This window comes from Collinsella stercoris DSM 13279 (genome assembly GCF_020735465.1).
Taxonomy (GTDB): domain Bacteria; phylum Actinomycetota; class Coriobacteriia; order Coriobacteriales; family Coriobacteriaceae; genus Collinsella; species Collinsella stercoris.
Window position 1 is genome coordinate 1,663,233 of the sequence record NZ_CP085935.1, and the last position, 19,304, is coordinate 1,682,536.

17 protein-coding genes are annotated in these 19,304 nt (G+C 61.3%); 5 read left to right on the forward strand and 12 right to left on the reverse strand.

The annotated features are described in order from the left end of the window. Positions 1-62 precede the first annotated feature (62 nt). The 4 genes from LK434_RS07145 to LK434_RS07160 all read right to left on the reverse strand — a co-directional run bounded on the left by LK434_RS07145 (position 63) and on the right by LK434_RS07160 (position 4,786). Positions 63-1,004 carry a transketolase family protein gene (locus tag LK434_RS07145; RefSeq protein ID WP_006719665.1) on the reverse strand — a complete coding sequence of 314 codons (942 nt, stop codon included), beginning with the start codon at positions 1,002-1,004 and terminating at the stop codon, positions 63-65. Then, entirely contained in the window at positions 997-1,833 is an 837-nt protein-coding gene (locus LK434_RS07150; RefSeq protein ID WP_006719663.1) for a transketolase, read from the reverse strand. Before LK434_RS07150 ends, LK434_RS07145 begins: the two co-directional genes overlap by 8 nt. Before the next feature lie 167 nt (positions 1,834-2,000). Continuing rightward, on the reverse strand, positions 2,001-3,401 hold the full coding sequence (locus LK434_RS07155; protein ID WP_040360594.1) for an L-fucose/L-arabinose isomerase family protein: 1,401 nt from the start codon (positions 3,399-3,401) through the stop codon (positions 2,001-2,003). Positions 3,402-3,772: 371 nt separating this feature from the next. After that, on the reverse strand, positions 3,773-4,786 hold the full coding sequence (locus tag LK434_RS07160) for a LacI family DNA-binding transcriptional regulator (protein ID WP_006719660.1): 1,014 nt from the start codon (positions 4,784-4,786) through the stop codon (positions 3,773-3,775). Between the two features lie 245 nt (positions 4,787-5,031). Between LK434_RS07160 and LK434_RS07165 the strand changes: the two genes are divergently transcribed. Further along, a complete protein-coding gene (locus LK434_RS07165) occupies positions 5,032-5,943 on the forward strand; it encodes a MurR/RpiR family transcriptional regulator (protein WP_006719658.1) in 912 nt (303 codons plus the stop codon). 80 nt (positions 5,944-6,023) lie between these two features. Here LK434_RS07165 and LK434_RS07170 read toward each other — a convergent pair whose 3' ends face one another. The 3 genes from LK434_RS07170 to LK434_RS07180 all read right to left on the reverse strand — a co-directional run bounded on the left by LK434_RS07170 (position 6,024) and on the right by LK434_RS07180 (position 9,830). Next, positions 6,024-7,361, reverse strand: a complete 1,338-nt coding sequence (locus LK434_RS07170) for an ATP-binding protein (RefSeq protein ID WP_006719656.1) — start codon at positions 7,359-7,361, stop codon at positions 6,024-6,026. Positions 7,362-7,537: 176 nt separating this feature from the next. Then, positions 7,538-8,359 (reverse strand): YitT family protein, encoded by an 822-nt coding sequence (locus LK434_RS07175; RefSeq protein WP_227917686.1) that lies wholly within the window; start codon positions 8,357-8,359, stop codon positions 7,538-7,540. 136 nt (positions 8,360-8,495) lie between these two features. Next, positions 8,496-9,830: an MFS transporter gene (locus LK434_RS07180; protein WP_006719651.1), complete on the reverse strand. Its 1,335-nt coding sequence runs from the start codon at positions 9,828-9,830 to the stop codon at positions 8,496-8,498. Positions 9,831-9,989: 159 nt separating this feature from the next. On the opposite strand from LK434_RS07180, the gene LK434_RS07185 reads away from it, so the two are divergent. From LK434_RS07185 to yihA, 4 genes are all read left to right on the forward strand, one after another. After that, positions 9,990-11,111, forward strand: a complete 1,122-nt coding sequence (locus tag LK434_RS07185; RefSeq protein ID WP_040360476.1) for a GTP 3',8-cyclase MoaA — start codon at positions 9,990-9,992, stop codon at positions 11,109-11,111. A gap of 5 nt (positions 11,112-11,116) precedes the next feature. Beyond that, positions 11,117-12,424, forward strand: a complete 1,308-nt coding sequence (gene moaC / locus LK434_RS10590; protein WP_006719647.1) for a cyclic pyranopterin monophosphate synthase MoaC — start codon at positions 11,117-11,119, stop codon at positions 12,422-12,424. A 78-nt stretch (positions 12,425-12,502) separates the two neighbouring features. After that, the gene (locus LK434_RS07200; protein ID WP_006719645.1) at positions 12,503-13,327 is read left to right on the forward strand and encodes a 5'-methylthioadenosine/S-adenosylhomocysteine nucleosidase; all 825 of its coding nucleotides are present in this window, start codon (positions 12,503-12,505) and stop codon (positions 13,325-13,327) included. An 84-nt stretch (positions 13,328-13,411) separates the two neighbouring features. Beyond that, the gene (yihA, locus tag LK434_RS07205; RefSeq protein ID WP_006719643.1) at positions 13,412-14,041 is read left to right on the forward strand and encodes a ribosome biogenesis GTP-binding protein YihA/YsxC; all 630 of its coding nucleotides are present in this window, start codon (positions 13,412-13,414) and stop codon (positions 14,039-14,041) included. 410 nt (positions 14,042-14,451) lie between these two features. Here the strand turns inward: yihA and LK434_RS07210 are convergent, their stop codons facing one another. From LK434_RS07210 to LK434_RS07230, 5 genes are all read right to left on the reverse strand, one after another. Next, positions 14,452-15,153, reverse strand: coding sequence for an IS1595 family transposase (locus LK434_RS07210; RefSeq protein WP_006719640.1), 702 nt, complete (start codon positions 15,151-15,153; stop codon positions 14,452-14,454). A 48-nt stretch (positions 15,154-15,201) separates the two neighbouring features. Then, positions 15,202-16,227 carry a YitT family protein gene (locus tag LK434_RS07215; RefSeq protein ID WP_006719639.1) on the reverse strand — a complete coding sequence of 342 codons (1,026 nt, stop codon included), beginning with the start codon at positions 16,225-16,227 and terminating at the stop codon, positions 15,202-15,204. A gap of 165 nt (positions 16,228-16,392) precedes the next feature. Continuing rightward, positions 16,393-17,262, reverse strand: coding sequence for a MetQ/NlpA family ABC transporter substrate-binding protein (locus tag LK434_RS07220; RefSeq protein WP_006719636.1), 870 nt, complete (start codon positions 17,260-17,262; stop codon positions 16,393-16,395). A gap of 167 nt (positions 17,263-17,429) precedes the next feature. Beyond that, positions 17,430-18,095 carry a methionine ABC transporter permease gene (locus tag LK434_RS07225; RefSeq protein WP_006719634.1) on the reverse strand — a complete coding sequence of 222 codons (666 nt, stop codon included), beginning with the start codon at positions 18,093-18,095 and terminating at the stop codon, positions 17,430-17,432. Further along, positions 18,088-18,978 (reverse strand): methionine ABC transporter ATP-binding protein, encoded by an 891-nt coding sequence (locus LK434_RS07230; protein WP_006719632.1) that lies wholly within the window; start codon positions 18,976-18,978, stop codon positions 18,088-18,090. Before LK434_RS07230 ends, LK434_RS07225 begins: the two co-directional genes overlap by 8 nt. Positions 18,979-19,304: the final 326 nt, after the last annotated feature.

A 19,304-nucleotide genomic window follows, 5' to 3' on the forward strand; every position in this document is an offset into this window, starting at 1 on the left:
GTGCCCGTAAGAGCCCAACCGACCGCCATGACTTCAACGAATGCGTCTACGCGTTGTCCCGGCTACGCCTGCGGCAGGAACTCGCGGACCGTCTGCGCAATGCCCTCACCGGTGAGACCGTAATGGGCGAAGACCTCGGGGCTCGCACCGGTGATGACGGGGGCATCGGGCAGACTCAGGCACTTGACGGGGCGCGGGCAGCGCTCGCCTACCACCTGGGAGACCATGGAGCCCAGGCCGCCGAAGGGGCTGTGCTCCTCGACTGTCACCACAACGCGAGCATCGCGGGCAGCCTCGACAACGGCATCCTCATCCAGCGGCTTCACGCAATACATGTCGAGTACGGTGGCGGAGACGCCCTGGCTGGCGAGGATATCGGCAGCATCTATCGCGTGACGCGCCATCTCGCCCGCAGCGATAATTGCAACATCCTTGCCGCGACGCACCCACGTGGCGCGGTCCATCTCGAACGGACAATCGGTCTCCGTATACACGTCCTCCACCGGGTTGCGACCCACGCGCACGTAGGCAGGCTTGTCGTCCACCACCAGTTCACGCATCAGGGCGGCAGTCTGGAAGCGATCGCTCGGCAGGTACACGCGCATGTTGGGCACCGCGCTCATGGCCGCGATATCCTGGGCGGAGTGATGACTCATGCCGAGCGCTCCGTAACTCACACCACCTGAGATACCGATGAGCTTGACGTTCGTATTCGAGTACGCCACATCGACCTTGCACTGCTCGTAGGAACGCGTGGTGAGGAAGCACGCGGGGCTTGCCGCAAAGGGCCGCTTTCCCATGGCGGCCATGCCGGCGGCGGTGCTCACCAAATTCTGCTCGGCAATTCCCATCTCAACAGAACGCTCAGGAAATGCCTCGAAGAACGGCGTAAGCGATGCGGAACCGCGCGAGTCGGAACAAAGAACGACAATGTCTTCGTCATGCGAAGCCGCGGCGAGCAGCTCGTCGCAGATGACCTTGCGGTTGGGGACGGTGTTAGGCATGGCGGGCCTCCTTGCGGGCGGCGAAATCAGCGACGATCCGGGCGTATTCCTCGGCATTGGGCAGGTGGTGATGCCAGCCGGCCTTGTCCTCCATGATCGGGGAGCCGTAGCCCTTCACCGTGTTGAGGATGATCACCGTGGGCTTTCCCTTGGTGCGCGACGCCAGGCCGAGCGCCTCGTCGATCGCGGCGACGTCGTTGCCGGGGATGGACAGCACGTTCCAGCCGAACGACGCCCAGCGCTCCTCCTGTGAGTCCTGCTTCATCACGTCCTCGGTGCAACCCGAGATCTGCAGGCGGTTGCGGTCCACGAGCGCACACAGGTTGTCGAGCGCGTAGTTGCCGCCGCTCATGGCGCCCTCCCACACGGAGCCCTCGGCGAGCTCGCCGTCGCCCATGATGGTGTAGACGCGCGTGGGCCGCTTGTCCATGCGGGCGGCCAGCGCCATGCCGACGGCCACGGGAAGGCCGTGGCCCAGCGAGCCGGAGTTCATCTCGATGCCGGGCAGCTTGTTGTTGGGATGCCCGATGTAAGGGCTTCCGAACTGCGAGAACCGCGCCTTGACATCGTCGAGGTCCAGATAGCCCTCATGGCACAGCACGGCGTAGTAGGCCTCCATAGCGTGGCCCTTCGACAGGACAAAACGATCGCGATCGGGGTCATCCACGCGGCTGGGCGCGATGTTCAGATGGCGTGCATACAGGACCATGAGCGCATCGATCACGCTCATGTCGCCGCCGATATGGCCGCCCTTTCCGGCCATGATGATGTCAACGCAGTCGCGGCGCAAATCCCACCGCAGCGTCTCAAGCTCCTCGATAGTTGCCACAAATAACTCCTTTCAGGAGAGCGCCCCATATGAGGCCTTCGCGTTTCCACAGTGCCCGAGATTCGGGCGAAAGAGGAGCGAAGCGTACTTCGGTACGTGAGCGACGATTGAGCCCGAAGATCGGGTGCTGTGGTAGCGCGCCGGCACGTTCCGACCGAGTAGCCCCGTTACTCACCGCGCAGGTAAGCGCGGACCTCCTCCTCGATCGGGTCGTACAGGTCCGGCTTGACGCCGATGTACTTGCAGGCCTCGTACAACACCGGCACCACATCGGCATGAATGGCAACGCAATGGTGGATATAGGGGCCTTCGACGATCTTCGCCTCGAGGCGCTTGAGATTGTCCACCTCAACCCACAAATACGTGCCCATCCCCTTGGGGCCGTCAATACCACGTGCGCGGCCGAGCAACATCGAGTATTCGCCGTTGTCGCCGTCGAAGCGGGCAAGCGTAAGCTCTCCATGCTTGGCTTCCGCGGTCAGCGCACCGGGATGGTCAAACGCAAGGGGGTAGGTCAAACGCGGCTTCTCGCATGCGACGGAGCACGGCCAAGGCCCGCAGTGCTGCAACAGCTCACCGTTCTCATTGTCGGGATGGCGAACGGTCCAGTCGGCAAACATGCCACGATGACGGCCCAAGTCAGCGGCCTCTACCAGCAGCGCGGTGATAGCTCCATGGATGTCGGTCTCGCACACGATCGGGATACCCATCTCGTTGAGGATCGCGTTGGCAGCGCATGGCATAATACCCAGCTCGGCCTGGAGGGCATTCCAGCACTGAATGGCGCCGGCGTTGCAGCCGTACTTATCGATGAGACTCTTCATGCCGGCGGCCAGACCCGCAACCTCGGGCACCTTGTCCTCGGGAATCTCGATGACCATGTTCTCGCGAATGTAGGCGAGCATCTCGGCCATGACGGCATCGTTTGCCTGCGCCTCGCGCACGGACTGGATGAGCTCGGTCATGGGGACCGGCGCCAACTGAATATTGAATTTCTCGAGCAGCTCACCCTCGTTGCACATCGTTGTCCAGAAATCGAACGGTCGCGTGGACATCTGCAGAATGCGGATGTGCTTGAAGGTGCGCACCACGTTGCACACCGCAAGGAAGTCCCACACGCCGCACTCGAACTCGGGGTCGGTCAGACGGCAGTTGGTCATGTACGTGAACGGAACCTGGAATCGGCGCAGGACCTTACCGGTGGCGAACAAACCGCACTGCGAGTCGCGCAGGCGCGTCCCATCGGGCTCGGGGCGCTCATCACGCGGACCCCACAGCAAAACGGGCTTGCCCAGCTCGCGGGCGAGACGTGCGCACAGGTATTCGGTGCCAAAATTGCAATGCGCAAGCATGATGCCATCGACGCCCTCCGCGCGGAACTTGTCGAGGATTGGCTGAATGTGGCTATCGTCAAACAGCAGCCCCTCTTCGTTCACGTCATCGATGTCAACCACGTCAACGCCGAGTTCGCGCAGACGCTCAACCGTAAGTCCGCGGTACTTGATGGCGTCCGGCGCACTGAAAATGCTTCGACGGGTGGGCACAAAGCCCAATTTGATCGTATCCACAATCGCCCCTCTCCCGCTCACGTAGAGCATGGGTATAGTTCCATACTGTTTACCTAAATGTTTTATACCAGTGTTTACAAGTTTTTAGGTTCTAAACCTGTAAACGGTATATAAATCTCAGTAAATGGAGTTAAACATGTTGATTAGGTTGATGTGGATGAAGCGCGATCGGCTCGTTGGACGACATGACCTCTGTACAGAATCAGATTGGGCGCCCTCGGCGCGCTTGTCATTTATTGAGTCGACATAACCGGATGGGGTGGGGACCGCGCGTGAACACTCGCGCGATCCCCACCCCATCCAAGTCGCTGTCTGTCATTTGCCCCCGAACCGATAGCGCAAGCAATTAATCTGGGGGGAAATGTCTAAGCCTAGCGGATGTCCGCCACGCTCTTCCGCTCGACAAAATAGGTGCTTACCTGCGTTTTGCAGGTATATTTCTTGGGATTGGAGATGTTGCCCACCAGACGGCGCACCGCGATCTCCCCCACCTCATGCTTGAGCACATGCACGGTGGTAAGCGGCGGGTTCGAGAATGCGCCGACAGACAGGTCATCAAAACCAATAATGGAGACCTCATGTGGCACTTCAATACCAGCTTCTGAAAGCGCCCTCAGAGCCCCGACCGCCAACACGTCGTTATCTGCGAAAAAGGCGGTAGGGAGCTCTTCTCGCGGCGTTTGGGCAAGCCATGCGGCCATGTCTTCGTACGCGGTCTCAAGCGTCGTGCCCAGCAGCACGTGCCAGGCGTCCTTCGATTCGACACCCGCCTCAGCGAGCGCCCGCTCGAACCCGCGCTCACGCGCCTTGAAGTTCTGGATGCGGAAATCGCCCGCAAGGTACCCGATCTTGCGATGGCCGTTTTCGATCAGATGGTTGACTGCGCGGAGGGTCGAATCCTCGTTGGACATCACAACCGCATCGAAATCGAACTGGTCGCTCCAGCTATCGAGCACGATGATGTGCGCAGCGCAATTGCGGAACAGCTCAAAATCTTCTTCACCGAGCTCGGTGCCCAGCAGCACAATGGCAGCTGATGGATCGTGGGTAATTGCCTCGACTTGTGAGCGGGCTGCAGCCACGTCGGAGAAGTCGAGTGAAACAAAGGAGGTGCTCATCCCATGACGTCGGGCCTGGCGCTCCACACCCTCGATAACCGAAGGGTGAAACGTACTCTCGTCGACAATCTTGCCGTTTTTACGCGCAAGGACAAATGTGATGGCGTCCAGCTGAGAGGGCTGCTGATAACCCATGTTTTGAGCGGCGTCCCGAATGATACGCGCCGTCTCCTCGCTCACGCTGCGTTTTCCATTAAGAGCGTTGGAAACCGTCGCGGGAGAAAACCCCGTCACTCGACTGATCTCCCTCACGCTGACCTTCGCCATGGAATACTCCTAAACAACTAAACAAATGTTTTACTACATGTATAGATACCTCAAATTGCGGGGAGTCACATCGAGTATTCCGTAAACGGTTGCGATGCACACGATTCATCCCCATCGATTGCGCGCTATCCGCGGACCCAACCACATCGAGGACACCTCTACCCTAACCTTAGGCTTCCTCACGTGATGATACTTTTTGATAAGCTTATCTGATATCGACAGGCTGCATTCATGCAGGAGGAGCCATGGACATCAAGCGGCGCATGGAGCGCGCAAGCGACTTCACCCCCTCGGAGCTGCAAATCGCGCGCACCGTCTCGGCGCTCGGGCCTCGATTGCAGAGTCTCACCCTCAAGGAGCTCGCCCTTGCGGCGCACGTCTCGATCCCAAGCGTGCACCGATTTTGCAAGAAACTCGGCCTCGAGGGCTTCAAGGAGCTCAAGGTCGAAATGGCCAAATCCGACGCGCGACACACCGGCGAGCGAGGAGAGGTGGACATCAACTTCCCGTTTGCCGCCGACGACACCGCCGACGGCGTCTTGGCGCAGATGGCCTCCGTGTACGAGACGACCCTTTCCGACACGCGCGACCTGCTCGACCCCGACTCCCTCGCACACGCCGCAGAGCTGCTCGACAACGCCCTCAGTATCGACATCTACACCCAGTCGCACAACCTCTACCCAGCTCAGATGTTCTGCGACCGACTGCTCTCCATAGGCCGTCACGCCACGTGCTTCGAGAGCATCGAGCGGCAGTCCCGCACGGCGCTCGCCTCCGACAGGACGCACGCAGCGCTTCTCATCTCGTACTCGGGCCTTGGCCCCAATCTCAGCACCTTGCTGCCCATCCTACAGGAACGCGATGTGCCCACAATCTTTGTGGGAACGCCCCGCGGCGGGCAACTCAATCCGGGACTCAGCATCTACCTGCACGTCAGCGACCGCGAGAGCCTGCAAAACCGCATCACGCAGTTCGCCAGCCACATCGCCGTGCAATACGTGCTCGATTCGCTCTTCGGCTGCCTTTTTGCCCGCGACTACGAGCAGAGCCGGGCGTTTTTGGAACGCTCGCTTCCCATCACGAGCCTGCCCGCCCTGCGCCGTACCGAGCTCAGCCCCACCGAATACGCAGGCGTGATGCTCAACCGCCTGCGGTAGCGCATATTTGACACATTGTTGTTCGCGAGTCATCAGAGCATGACCGCTTTAGACCGACCGTTCGAGCGTGCAAGGTGAGACTACTCTTGCTCTGATAGATATCTCTTAACCATGAACGAACAAAAATAGGGAAACGTGCGAATGGCGTTCTCATTGCCCACATTCCCCGCACACAGCTTGATTCCGTATTCGATGTCGGGGTATGCGTCCGACGCAATGAGCGTACGCATCGATTTTGCCGTCCCATTCTTTGCCTTAACCTCAATAGGCACCAGCCGCGTCTTGGTACGAGCGAAAAAGTCCTGCTCGAGCGTAGAATCTTCCTTCTTAAAATAATAGAGATCCATGCCGCTCTTCACGAATGCCTCTGCCGCAAAGTTCTCATAGAGAGCCCCCTTGTACACTCCAAGGTTTCGATTCGCCCTCAGGTCATCACTCGCCTCGTCATCCAGCTGGGAAACAAGTAGACCCGTATCGCTCATGTATAACTTGTACTTGTTCTCATCGTAATTACCCCTCAATGGAAGCTCTGGATACAGCAGGCATCGGCACACGCTTACAACGCCGGCCTGCTCAAGCCACTCGATACAGCCGCGATAATCCTTAAATCGCGCACCCCGGGCAACCTTGGTGATTTGGAACTTCTTGTTCTCCTTGGCAAGCTGGACCGGTACGTGCTTAAACACGTTGAGAATGCGCGTCTGATCCATCCCGTCCGCGTATTTCCTAATATCCTCTTGATAGTCGGCAATAAGCTGGCGCTGCGCGCTAAGCGTTCCCTCAAAAGAACCACGCGCAATGTACTTGGATATCACAGCTGGCATGCCACCCAAAATGCAGTAATCCATAAAGAGGCTAGAATACACTTCCATTTCAAGGTCGGAAAATGGGCGCGCCTCGATGAGATGCGCGTTCATCTCCTCGATAATCCCTGAGCCGTACCCCTTAGCCCAGAGAAACTCCTCGTAATCCATCGAACGCATCTCATAGTCTGTTTTATAGCCGACACTGTTATGCTCAATGTTCTTATATGCGATGCCCAGCATAGAACCACTGCAAATAACGTCAAAGCGTTCATCTGTTTTGAAAAACTTAAGCGATGTCGCGATATCCGGAAACTCTTGGATCTCATCGAAAAACACCAGTGTCTTCTGCGGAAGAAAACGCTTGCTCGGGTCGATGAGCGTCACGTTGCGAACAATGTCATCCGTCGAGTAGCCATCGGCAAGAATGGCGCGATATTTTGGTTCTTCAACAAAATTGATCTCGATGACACTCTCATAGGCTCCATGGGCAAATCGACGAATACTCTCCGTTTTACCGACTTGACGTGGACCCTTGACAATCAGCGGAAGACGGAACGGATCCGCCTTCCACGCAAGCAGATAGCCATCGATTTTTCTCTTCAAATAGGACATAACACGCCCCTTATTTCACAAGAATTTTCTAAGATAGCTTTATCTTAGTATTTACCTGCGATTTTTACAATTTCATGAGCGAGTTATTCTTAGTTGTCTACAATTTCATGAGCGAGTTTTTGTAATTGACAACAATTTCATGAGCGAGTTTTGACGAGGTGAGTACTCAAAAGGGATCACCGGTCTCGGCGTTTGGCGGCAGTCGTGAGACACTCGCGCAACCCCTCGGCAAACTCCTCGACATGGTCCCAGGAGGCATCCTTCACCACGTCGATCACGGCCGAGGAAATCGTCACCGTGATGAGGGAGAACACGATCTTGACCACGGGGATATAGGTGAGGGAAAGGGCGAGCACCGTTAGGTCGGTGAACAGGTAGCACCGGCCCACGCGCCAACCCGTGATCTTGGAAATCGACAGGGCGAGCGCGTCGTCGCCGCCGGCGGAGGCGCCCTGGCGAATCACCAGGCCAACGCCCACGCCCACGAACAGCGCACCCAGCACGGCCGCCGTCAAAGGCTGGTTGGACAAATTGGGCAGCATATACGGAAGGCTCTCCCACAAGCGGTAAAAACACGCAACGGCGACCGTCGCCACGGCGGACCAGCCCAAAAAGCCGCCGCCGAGAATCTTGAGGGCAATGAGATACGAAAGGCCGTCGAGCACGGGCGACACGATGGATGCGGGCACGCCAAACCAGTGATCGCCGAAGAGCACGAGCCCTATGATGCCACCCTCGGTGATGCCCGTAACGTTATGGATGTTGTGGACGCCGAAGGTGAAGATCGCGGACCCGATCAGGATGAACGCCACGTGCTTGATGAACTCGCGCGGGCTCAGCCCCGCAATGCGCATGCCCGACGCGCGATCGCCCCTGCAGGTGCATCGCTTTGCGGGACTGCTCGCCCGCCCTTGGTGCACGGCTTCGCCGTCGGCCTCACAGACGATGCTCGAACTGTCGCCCTCCGCGGAGGAGTCGCTGCTATTGATGGTTGTCAAATCTTGGTGCTGCGTATTCGTGCGCGGCATGTATATCACGTCTCCCAAGTGATTGGCGTGATTCTAGGCTATCTGAGGTTGGAACCGGCGGCAAGCTCGACACGATTGGGACACGCCCACGTTCACGCGCTCTTCATCACTGCGATTCGTGCCCCTCCTCGGCCTTGACCTCGCGATCGACCAGAGAGGCGAGCTCGGAGGAACGAGCCACCAAGATTGCCAGCGGAACAACAGCCACGAGCACACCGGCGGCCACCAGCGTTCCCTGCACGCCGAACACGTGCGCGAGCGCGGGGGCGCAAAGCAGGGGAATCGCTCCCGCCATGTTGTACCCGGCACCCATGGCAGCGTTTACGCGGCCGATGCGGTCGAGCGGCGTATGCACCTGCACAAGCGTGTCTTTAATTGGACCAAACGCCGAGAATGCGATGCCGAGGGTGAACTGGCCCACGCACGCGACCGCGACATAGGGCGTCGCCACATACACCAAACTTCCCACGCCCGTGATGAACAGCACGACCAGCAGCGCTCGCACGTTGATCAGGCGCGGCGGCAAGACGCCCGCAAGGGCGGCGCCGATGAGCCCGCCAACGCCGGAGAGGGCCGAGAGCCACCCCATCCACTCGGCGCCGACTTGGAGCACGTCGCGGTAGAACAACGACTCCAGCGGATCGAAGGCGCCGTACCCCATAAACGACAGCAACGTGGCCCAAAACAGCAGCGTGAGGACGCTACTGCCAAAAATCACCGAGAAGCCGGCGGAGATGGAACCCTTCGGGGCGGACTCCCCCGCCGCCGCCCCGGCGTCCACGGGGACCTCGCGGGGACAATCGCCCTCAGCGGACGCGGCACTGGGATCGCGCAGCGCCTCGATGCCCCATCCGGGAACGAGCGCGAGCGCCGAGCACGCTGCCATGAACAAAAACACCGCCTGCGTCGGCGCGAACAGGGCGATCGCGCCTCCGACAATCGGCCCGATGACGATGGCGACGTTGCCCGTAAGCGTCACGAGAGAGTTGATGCGCTTGAGCTCGCCCAAATCGGCCGTCAGATAGGCGGGATATGACCGCGGGATGGTCTCGGACATGCCCCAGGCGATGCCGAACACGGCCGCCCCGACAAACACGCCCCCAACGCTCATCCCCAGCACTTGGTACAGCAGGCCGCTCGCCGCCATGGCGCATGTCGCGAGGCGAAAATACGTGCGCGGGCCCATGCGATCGAGCAGGGCCCCGCCCCTGATCTGGCCAAACACGATACAGAGGTTGAGCAAGCCCACGGCAATCGCGTTGTCGCCCACGCCAGCCCCCATGGCAAACGTCAACGTTCCCATCACGCCAATGAAATAGCTGGACATGGCACCCAAATACAGCAGAAGGCGCGCCGCGATGAAACGGCGGACCTGCTGGGTGAGTTGTGGGGTCGCATAAGAAAACCGGCTTTGCGAGCCGGCGGGGCGCACGTGCTTCATATCTGAACTCCTTTGCTTTAGCACACCAGTGTAGCAAAGTGAATGCTGCGGCATCTCCAAAACCAAACCGAACCACTACCCGACCGCGGCACGCCTGGGGTACCATGAATCCATACGCAACAACCGGCACCCCAGCCACACGACCCGAAAGGCGCCCACGTGCCTCGCGAACTTCACGACGGCTTTGGCCGCAGCATAAACTACCTGCGCATATCCGTTACGGATAAGTGCAATTTCCGCTGTGTGTACTGCATGCCCGAACAGGGTGTTCCGGCGCGTGCGCACGGCGAGCTGCTCACCGCCGAGGAGATCGCCCACTTCGTTCGCCTCGTCGCCAAGGAGGGCATCACGCGCGTGAGGCTCACCGGCGGCGAGCCGCTCGTCTCCCATCGCATCGTGCCGCTCATCGAGGAGATTCGTGCCATCCCGGGCATCGAGGACATCTCGCTTACCACCAACGGGGCGCTCCTGCCGCGCCTGGCCCCCGCCCTGCGCGACGCCGGCCTCAATCGCGTCAACATCTCGCTCGACACCCTCAACCCCGAGCGCTTTGCGCAAATCACACGCCTGGGGCGCGTGGAGCAGGCGCTCGCGGGCATCGACGCCGCCCTCGAATACGGCTTTGAACCCGTGAAGGTCAACACGGTCGTGGTGCGGCGCATGCGGCAAGACGTGCTTGAGCTCGCCCGCCTGTCCCTCAACCGACCGGTCCACGTGCGCTTCATCGAGTACATGCCCATCGGCAGCAGCGCGCAGAAGGCGAGCGATGGCGCGCAAGACGCCTCCGGTGCCGCCTCGGCACCATCCGGCTGCAGCGCCTCGCCCCACTGCGGGGCAGGTACCGCGGGTGCGACAGGCGGGGCTCTCAACCCCGACCTGTGGGACGCAAGCGATGTCGTCCCCTCCGACGAGCTTCGCGAGCACATCTCCTCCCTGGGGCTCGCAGCGGGCATCGGTGCGCTTGCCCCCGTCGACGAAAGTGCGCCCTTTGGCGCCGGGCCCGCGCGCTACTGGGCGTTCCCCAATGCGGCGGGAACCGTCGGCTTCATCTCGGCGATGTCTAACCATTTCTGCAGCGCGTGCAACCGGCTGCGCCTCACCGCCGACGGCGCCATTCGCCCCTGCCTGTTCTCTGACGCGGAATCCCGCGTGCGCGAGGCGCTTCGCAGCGGCGACGACGAGGCCGTCATCGCGACGTACCGCGACGCCCTCGCGCACAAACCTCAGCAACACGACCACATTGACGGCACCCTGCGCTTCATGTCGCAAATTGGAGGCTGATCGCCATGACCACCCACACCCCCGACAAGCCCGAACGTCCGAAGACCCTCGGTCGCGAGGTGCACGAAAAGTACCCCGCCTCCGTCGTGGGCGACCGCGACGCATACCGCGACGAGCTCACGCACGTAGATGAGCACGGCGACGTGCGCATGGTGGACGTTGGCGAAAAGGCCGTCACCCAGCGTCTCGCGATTGCCGAAGGCTCGATCCTCATGCATCCCGAGACGCAAGCCATGGTGCTTGAGGACCGCGCCAAAAAGGGCGACGTCCTCGCCTGTGCCCGCATCGCCGGCATCATGGCGAGCAAGCGCACGAGCGACATCATCCCCATGTGCCACCCCCTCAACCTCACCAAGGCGAAAGTCGAGATCGAGCCCATCGCAAGCGGCGCACGGCGCGTGCGCGGGTGGGCGCCGGCGCGCGAAGACGGGCGCGTAGGCTTTCGCGTGCGGGCGACCTGCGGCGTGACAGGCGTGACGGGCATCGAGATGGAGGCCCTCACCGCCGCGTCCGCCGCGTGCCTCACCATCTACGATATGTGCAAAGCGGTCGACCGCGGAATGGAGGTCGTCGACGTTCGGCTCCTGCGCAAGGAGGGCGGTCGCTCCGGTGTGTGGGATCGCGAAGCCGAGCTCGCCGCGTCCCTCACGGATGCCGACGGGATGGACGAGGCCGAGCAGCCCGTCGCCTCCGCGCTTCCGGGCGGGCCCAATACGGGCGCCCAGGCCCCTGCCGTCGCCTTTGTCGGGTACCAAAACTCCGGCAAGACGACCCTCGTCGAGAAGGTCATCTCCCGCCTCACGCAGCGCGGGGTGCGCGTGGGCTCCGTGAAGCACCACGGCCACAAGGGATTTGAGATCGATCAGCCCGGCAAGGATTCGTGGCGCCACGCCCAGGCGGGAAGCCGACACGTTGGCCTCATCTCGCCCGACGCCTACGCCGAGTACGCCCGCACCTCCGAGGAGGTCACCGTCACCGACATCCTCACGCGATACACCGACGTCGACGCCGTAATCGTCGAGGGATATAAGGCGGCGGGGCTCCCCAGCATCGTCGTGGCGCGCTCGGGCATCGACCGCATGCGCGGGCGCGACTCGTTTGACCTCATCAACGAGAACACGCTCGCCGTCGCCTGCAACGACGTCGTCGCCCGCGACTTCCGCACGCGTGCGATGCGGGCCGCACGAGCCGAGGCGGAGGAGGCCGGGCGCGTCTTTGACGAAGAGAGCGTGCAGCTGCCGCCGTTCCTCGACATCAACGATTCCGCGGCCATCGCGAGCTTTGTGTACGAGTATTTGCAGTCGTTGCAGTAGCACCTCTTGCGCAAAATCGAAGAATTCGGCATCTAGCTGGTAAACTGAGCACCGTTCAACACGTTGGATTGGAGTCGCATGGCACCCGTCATCGCCGTAATCGGAGCACTTGAGAAGGAAGTCCAGCAGATTTACGCCGCCGTTGAGAAGGGCACCGTCGCCGACGAGGCGGGCCTCACCGTGGTCGGTGGCGACTACCACGGCTTTACCGTGGTTGCCACCACCGCGGGCATGGGCACCGTCAACGCCGCCGCAGCGGCGCAGCACCTCATCAGCGCGCACGGGGCCAACGCGATCATCTTCTCCGGCATCGCCGGTGGGCTCAATCCCGCCCTGCACGTTGGCGACGTGGTCATTGGCGAGCGCTTGCGCTACCTCGATACGGACACGTCCCTTGTCGCCGAATCCGCCCCTGGGCTCGAGGAGTTCGCCAGCGCGGATTTCCTCGTGGACCTCGCCGAGGAGACCCTGCGCGCGCACGGCTACGTGGATGCCGCGCTGAGCGATGAGGGCAGCGAGGTCGAGGCCGCTCAGGCGCGCGCCGAGGCCGATGCCTCGCTTTGGCGCCGCAACAACCCCGACACGGAACCCCAGCAGTACCTACGCGGAATCATTGCCACCGGCGACCGCTTCGTGAGCGGCGCGGACGCCAAGGCCGCAGCCGTCTCGGCAACGCAGGCCGACTGCGTGGAAATGGAGGGTGCCGCCATCGCGCACGTGGCCGCCAAGAACGGCATCGACTGTCTGGTGCTGCGCGCCATCTCCGACAACTGCGACGAGAGCTACGACGCGCTCTCCTCCCGCGAGTTCGACCTGGAGGAGTACGCACAGAGCGCAAGCGGCCTGGTGCTTTCCATCGTGCGCCGCCTTGCCGCGCAGTTGGGCATCGAGCCCCGCGATTAGCGGAGTCGGCTTTCATCGCTCACAACCTCTACTTCGTGACGCCACACGCAGCCCGATTTCATTCCTTCGTCCGAAAGGCACCTCATGGCAGAGGCCATCAACTACAACAAAGTCCACTTCGTCGCCAGCTACGGCAAGGCGTCGCAGATTCCGCCGTCGACCTGCCCCGAAGTCAGCTTTGTGGGCCGCTCCAACGTGGGCAAGTCCTCCATCATGAACAAGCTGTTCAACCGCCGAAGCCTGGTCAAGGTCTCGAGCACGCCGGGCAAGACCGCCAACGTCAACTTCTTCGAGGCGGACGGTGTGCACTTTGTCGACCTGCCCGGCTACGGCTTCGCCCAGCGAAGCAAGGCGGAGCGCGACCGCTGGGCCCGCCTGATCGGCGACTTCTTCGACTCGGAGCGCAGCTTCAACCTCGTGGTGTCCTTGGTGGATATCCGCCACGACCCCAGCAAACTCGACCTGCAGATGATTGATTTCTTGCGCGAGAACGGCTTCAATTTCATCGTCTGCCTCACCAAGGCCGACAAGCTCTCCAAATCCCAACAGGCCAAGCAAGCCGCATCGATTCGCAAGCAGATCGGCGTCCCCGCCGACCGTCTCATCGTCACCAGCAGCGAGTCCGGCCTGGGCATCGACAAGCTCAAGCAGGCCATTGTTGACTTCTGTCTTGACGTGGATGACGACATCGAAGAAGAAACGCCCAGCTGTTAGACCCCGGTTGCAGGCCAATGTCCCGGCAACCAGTCGACACCGCAATCGCCCATCGACAGCCCGTTCTCCGGTCAGCTCAACGGTCACCGGTCGGTATCCCGGCTATCAATCGGCATCCCAACATCGGACGATGCCGCGGCCTCCAGTCGACACGCCAGTCATCGATCGATCCCATTGCCATAGGCCAACATCCCGGTCGCCCGGCAGCATCCCGGCTTCCGGTCGATGCCCTCTCGGACGCTTCAATTGCAGCGATTAGGGGGTTACTATTTAAAATGTGTGGGGTTATTTCCAGCTATGCAAAGTAACGCCCATTTTCACGCAGCAAAACCGCAGGCTTTTGCGCACCCCAAGCCGGCTCTACTCAGCTTATGAGAAATAACCCCACACATTTTATCAATGGGGCTTGCCTAGTTTAGGGGCCTTTCGCGGAGCTCCCTCAACATGAATCTGTACATGTCCCGCCCCCGCATGTTGAACCTGAACTCGCATTCCTTCAGATGGAGGTAGAAGTCCTCCTTGGGTATCCCCTGGTATTTTACCAGCCTGTTCTTGGCGTAACCCCAGAAGCTCTCGATGCCGTTGATGTGGTTGCCCGGGTTGCCGCGCTCGACGAACTCGTTCTCGCCGTGGCTCACCCTGTAATGGCGCTTGCAGCCCCAGTCGACCAGGCCGTCGTAGGAGGCGAACCCGTCGGTGTACATGATGGAGTCCTTGGACGCCTTGCCCTCGATGACCTGCATCGACGTCCTGCGGGTGACGTCCGGCGCGATCCTCGTGTAGACCTTGCCGCCGCGCTTGGGCAGCCCGAAGACGATCGTCTTGCCCCGCGCCCCGCGGCCCCGGACGCCCCGCACGCGCCTCGCGCCGAAGTGGCTCTCGTCGGCCTCGACCTCGCCGTCGAAGGGGCTGTCGGCCTCGCAGATCTCGGCGATCCTAACGCGGAGCAGCCCGTAGTAGCGGTTGACCGTGTTGCGGTTGAGGCCCGTCAGGGAGGCCGCCGAGAGCGCCGTCACGTCGGCGCAGAACAGCCTCAGCAACTCCCTGAACTTGCGCTCCGAGAGGTGCGAGTTTGTGACGTACTTGTTCTTAGGCGCCTTCTTGCTGCTCATGGCCTAATTTTATGGCCTTTCCGGCCCCTAAACTAGGCAAGCCCCTTATCAATTGACGCCCCTAAAGCCTTTTCCCACGATCTCAGAGCTATCCACAATGGTGATAAAACACCCCGGATCGACCTCGCGCGCGTACCGACGGAGCTTGACCGCCTCGCGACGGCTCAGCACGCACATAATCACCGTGACGCACTGGCCCGAAAACGCGCCATATCCGCGGCTGATGGTCGCCGTGCGCTTGAGCTCCTTGACGATATAGGTCTCGACCTTGAGCGGCTCGCGGCAGATGATAGTGCACACCTTGCGCAGGTGAATACTCTCGATTGCCTTATCGACCACGAGCGTCTTGGCAAACAGGCCAAGCACGCAGTAAAGACCCACGCGCGGACCGTACAGAACCGCAGCGATGCACACGATTCCGATGTCGACCAACAGCAGCGCGCGACCGATCTCAAGCGTACTGTGACGCTTAAGGATCATGGCAAGGATGTCCGTGCCGCCCGTTGAAGCGCCGATGTCGAACACCATGGCACTGCCAATCGCCGGTAAGATCACGGCGAAACAGAGGTCGAGCCACATGTCACCCGTGATCGATGTAGTCGAGGCTCCCGGGAACAGCATTTCGAACAACGAGACATACCCCGAAAGCGCGAAGGATGCAAACACGCTCCAGAGGATTGCCTTGCGCTCAAGGAATATGAAACCGAGCACCACGAGCGCAATGTTGATGATCCACATGAACGCACCAACGGGCAGCGACGGGAACAGCGTGGAGAGGATAACCGACACGCCAGACGTGCCGCCAAAGGCAAAGTGATTGGGCGTCTTAAACAAGACGATGGCGAGTGCCGTTAAGATGAGACCGCCGTTGAGGATGGCGAAGAAATAAAGAGGGCCCGGGTCCTTGCTACGCTTGGCGCCAGCCCGCTCACCGCGACGGATATCCTCCTCGGAAACCAAGTGCTCCAAAGGCTCCACAGGCGGCGTATGCCCTGTGGCGAGGCGACCGTCCGCCCCCTCCGCCGCGAAGGTGCCCTGCCTGCCGCTACCGTGCTCTTCCACCGCGCGCTCCATCGTCCGCCGAAACCATAGCGCCCTGATGGTAACGCGCCAGCGCGACGACGCAAGCGGAAACCAAGCGTACTCAAAAAACGGGCCGCCCCGTGCGTGCGGGACAGCCCGAAGAAGTACGCGAGAGCCTGTCTTGCACGGATGCGCAACTGGGCGATCGGGCAAGCTTTAGAACGCCGGAAGAACGTCCTCGCCGTAGTTCTCCTCAAGATACGCCTTAAAGTCATCCGAGGTCAGGGTCTTAACGAGCGCCTTAACGGCCTTGGAATCCTCGTTGCCCTTCGAAACGCAGATGATATTGGCGTACTTCTCGACGGCAAGAGAATCGGAGGACTCGTGAGCCAGAGCGTCGGCCACGTGATAGCCCGCCTCGATGGCGTAGTTGCCATTGATGACCGCAAAATCCACCGAAGAGAGGGCGCGCGGAAGCGCAGCAGCCTCGAGTTCCTGGAACTTGAGGTTGTGCGGGTTGTCCTTGATGTCCTTCGGCGTGGCCTCGAGGTTCTCGGGATCGCTGAGGGTAATGAGGCCCAGGTCCTGCAGCAGGAGCAACGCGCGGCCCTCGTTGGTCGGGTCGTTGGGGACGGCGATGGTGGCACCGTCGGCGATGGCGTCGAGGTCGTTGGAGGTGCCGGCGTACACGGCGAAGGGCTCGTAGTGAATCAGCCCCGCGGAGACGAGGTCGGTACCGTTCTCGGCGTTGTAGTTCTCCAGGTAGGTGATGTGCTGGAAGTAGTTGGCGTCCACTGCGCCCGACGTGGTGTCCTTGTTGGGCTGGATGTAATCGGTGTACTCCTTCACCTTGAGCTCGATACCCTCCTTGGCAAGCAACGGCGCGGCAAAGTCGTTGAGGATCTCGGCATGCGGCGTGGGACTCGCGGCCACGGTGAACGTGGTCGAGTCGGCGGCAGTGGAGCCCTCGGCAGCGGTGCCAGACCCGCCGCAGGCAGTCAGACCACCTAGGGCGACGACGCCAAGGCCCGCGAAAGCGGAAGCGATAAGGGAGCGGCGGGAAATGGAAGTGTTGAAGTTCTTCATGACGGGATCCTTTCAGATGGAAAACACAGTTGGCGGGAGGGAATCGAAGGCCTTTGGTTCACCCCCCCCTCCCTCACCTTCCGCGAAAGTTAACTTTCGCGGAGGATTTTACACGAGGGCAACGCCTCGGAATCGACGAGCCAAAGCCCTTGGCAGCAAACCAACCTCTAGCGGTGGTCCACTTTGCGAGCAATGGCGTTACAGACGGACTGGATGAGCTGGACGAGGACGACGAGCAGGACGACCGTGACGATCATGGCCTCATCCTCATAGCGGTAGTAACCGTAACGGATGGCAATGTCGCCCAGACCGCCCGCACCCACGGCACCGGCAATGGCGGTGTAACCCAGTACGGCGATGAGCGTCACGGCGACGCCGCGCACGATGCTCGGCAGTGCCTCGGGCAGGAGCGCGGAGAACACGATACGCGGGACGGACGCGCCGCAGGCCTCAGCGGCCTCAACGGCGTCGCGGCTCACCTCGGCGAGCGACTGCTCGACCATGCGCGCCACGAACGGGGCGGTAGCGACCACCAGGGGCGGAATGACGCCCACCACGCCGGTGGAGGTGCCCACGAGTGCCTGCGTGGCGGGCATGAGGGCGATGAGCAAAATGATGAACGGCAGAGAACGTCCGATGTTGACCACCCAGCCCAAAACCGCGTTGAGCGCGGGAACGGGGCGCAGACCGCCGGGGGCCGTGAGGTGCAAGATCACACCGAGCACCGTGCCGATCACATAGGCAACCGCCGTCGATGCGAACAGCATGACAAGCGTATCGACGGTGCCCTGAATGAGCAGCGGAGCAAACTCCGCGAGGAAATCGTTAAGCATCCCAGTCCACCTTTCCAAGCAGCACGCGCGTGGCCTCGGCCTGGGGCTCGGCGAACACCTTCGCCACGCTCCCCTGTTCAACCACACGGCCGCGCTCGAGCACCGCGACGTTGTCGCAGATCTTCTCGACGACGTCCATGGAGTGGGTGATGACCACCAGCGTCACACCGGTCTCGCGGTTGATGTCGCGCAGCAGCTTGAGGATGGTGTTGGTGCTCTTGGGGTCAAGCGCGGAGGTCGCCTCGTCGCAGAGGATCACCTCGGGCTCGCAGGCCAGTGCGCGGGCGATGGCGACGCGCTGCTTCTGCCCGCCGGACAGCTGGCTGGGATAGCTCCGGGCCTTCTCACCCAGACCGACGCGGTCGAGCAGCTCGAGCGCGCGGGCGCGATTCTCCTCCGTCACCTTGCCGGAAGCGGCGAGGAACGGAAAGCACACGTTGTCCAACACGGTCTTTTGCGCGAGCAAGCCGAAGTTCTGGAAAATCATGGCCACCCGACGACGATACGCGCGCAGCTCCTCGCCGGACAGGGCGGTGACGTCGCGGCCATCGACCTCGATAGTGCCCGACGTGGGGCGCTCGAGCAGGTTGATAGTCCGGACGAGCGTTGACTTGCCCGCGCCGCTCATGCCGATGATGCCGAAAATGTCACCGTCGGCGATCTCGATGTTGATATCGGAGAGGGCGTGGACGAACCCGTCGGCCTCGACGGGGGCCAGGGCCTCGACGGCTTCATCCGCCGCTTGGACGACGGCCGCGGCGCCGAGCGCCGGGTTCCCGCTCACCGAGGCGGCATAGGACATGTCGGTCCCGTCCCCGCGGCGCTTCTTGCCGGACGCCTTGGGCGCGGCGAATGATTTGTACACATGCTTGATGCTGATCACGAGGAAAACTCCGCTTGAAGATGGTTTTGGGATAAACGGCCATCTCCCGCCGGAGACGGCCTAGTGGAGGCGCCCGGTCTCGGTCAGCACGCGGGAATCGCGCGGCATGACAAAGTGCCCGGGCGAGGGCATCTCCATGACCATCATCATGCTCGCGATATGTCCAACAAACGTAATCATGGGGATGAGAGTAACAGGGTACCGTATATCGAGCAACCTAGGAAACTAGTATGTAACAAAATGACGCCAACAGATAAGGCCGAAAAGCACATGCACCCTCCCCCGGCGGACACCGCGGCCGCGCCGTCTGTCCTCGGCGAGCGCCG

Coding starts and splice junctions, on each gene's coding strand:
- LK434_RS07145 (WP_006719665.1), bottom strand. CDS start 1,004: ATGCCTAACACCGTCCCCAACCGCAAGGTCATCTGCGACGAGCTGCTC.
- LK434_RS07210 (WP_006719640.1), bottom strand. CDS start 15,153: ATGAGCAGCAAGAAGGCGCCTAAGAACAAGTACGTCACAAACTCGCAC.
- yihA (WP_006719643.1), top strand. CDS start 13,412: ATGGCAGAGGCCATCAACTACAACAAAGTCCACTTCGTCGCCAGCTAC.
- LK434_RS07170 (WP_006719656.1), bottom strand. CDS start 7,361: ATGTCCTATTTGAAGAGAAAAATCGATGGCTATCTGCTTGCGTGGAAG.
- LK434_RS07200 (WP_006719645.1), top strand. CDS start 12,503: ATGGCACCCGTCATCGCCGTAATCGGAGCACTTGAGAAGGAAGTCCAG.
- LK434_RS07220 (WP_006719636.1), bottom strand. CDS start 17,262: ATGAAGAACTTCAACACTTCCATTTCCCGCCGCTCCCTTATCGCTTCC.
- LK434_RS07215 (WP_006719639.1), bottom strand. CDS start 16,227: ATGGAGCGCGCGGTGGAAGAGCACGGTAGCGGCAGGCAGGGCACCTTC.
- LK434_RS07165 (WP_006719658.1), top strand. CDS start 5,032: ATGGACATCAAGCGGCGCATGGAGCGCGCAAGCGACTTCACCCCCTCG.
- LK434_RS07180 (WP_006719651.1), bottom strand. CDS start 9,830: ATGAAGCACGTGCGCCCCGCCGGCTCGCAAAGCCGGTTTTCTTATGCG.
- LK434_RS07225 (WP_006719634.1), bottom strand. CDS start 18,095: ATGCTTAACGATTTCCTCGCGGAGTTTGCTCCGCTGCTCATTCAGGGC.
- LK434_RS07160 (WP_006719660.1), bottom strand. CDS start 4,786: ATGGCGAAGGTCAGCGTGAGGGAGATCAGTCGAGTGACGGGGTTTTCT.
- moaC (WP_006719647.1), top strand. CDS start 11,117: ATGACCACCCACACCCCCGACAAGCCCGAACGTCCGAAGACCCTCGGT.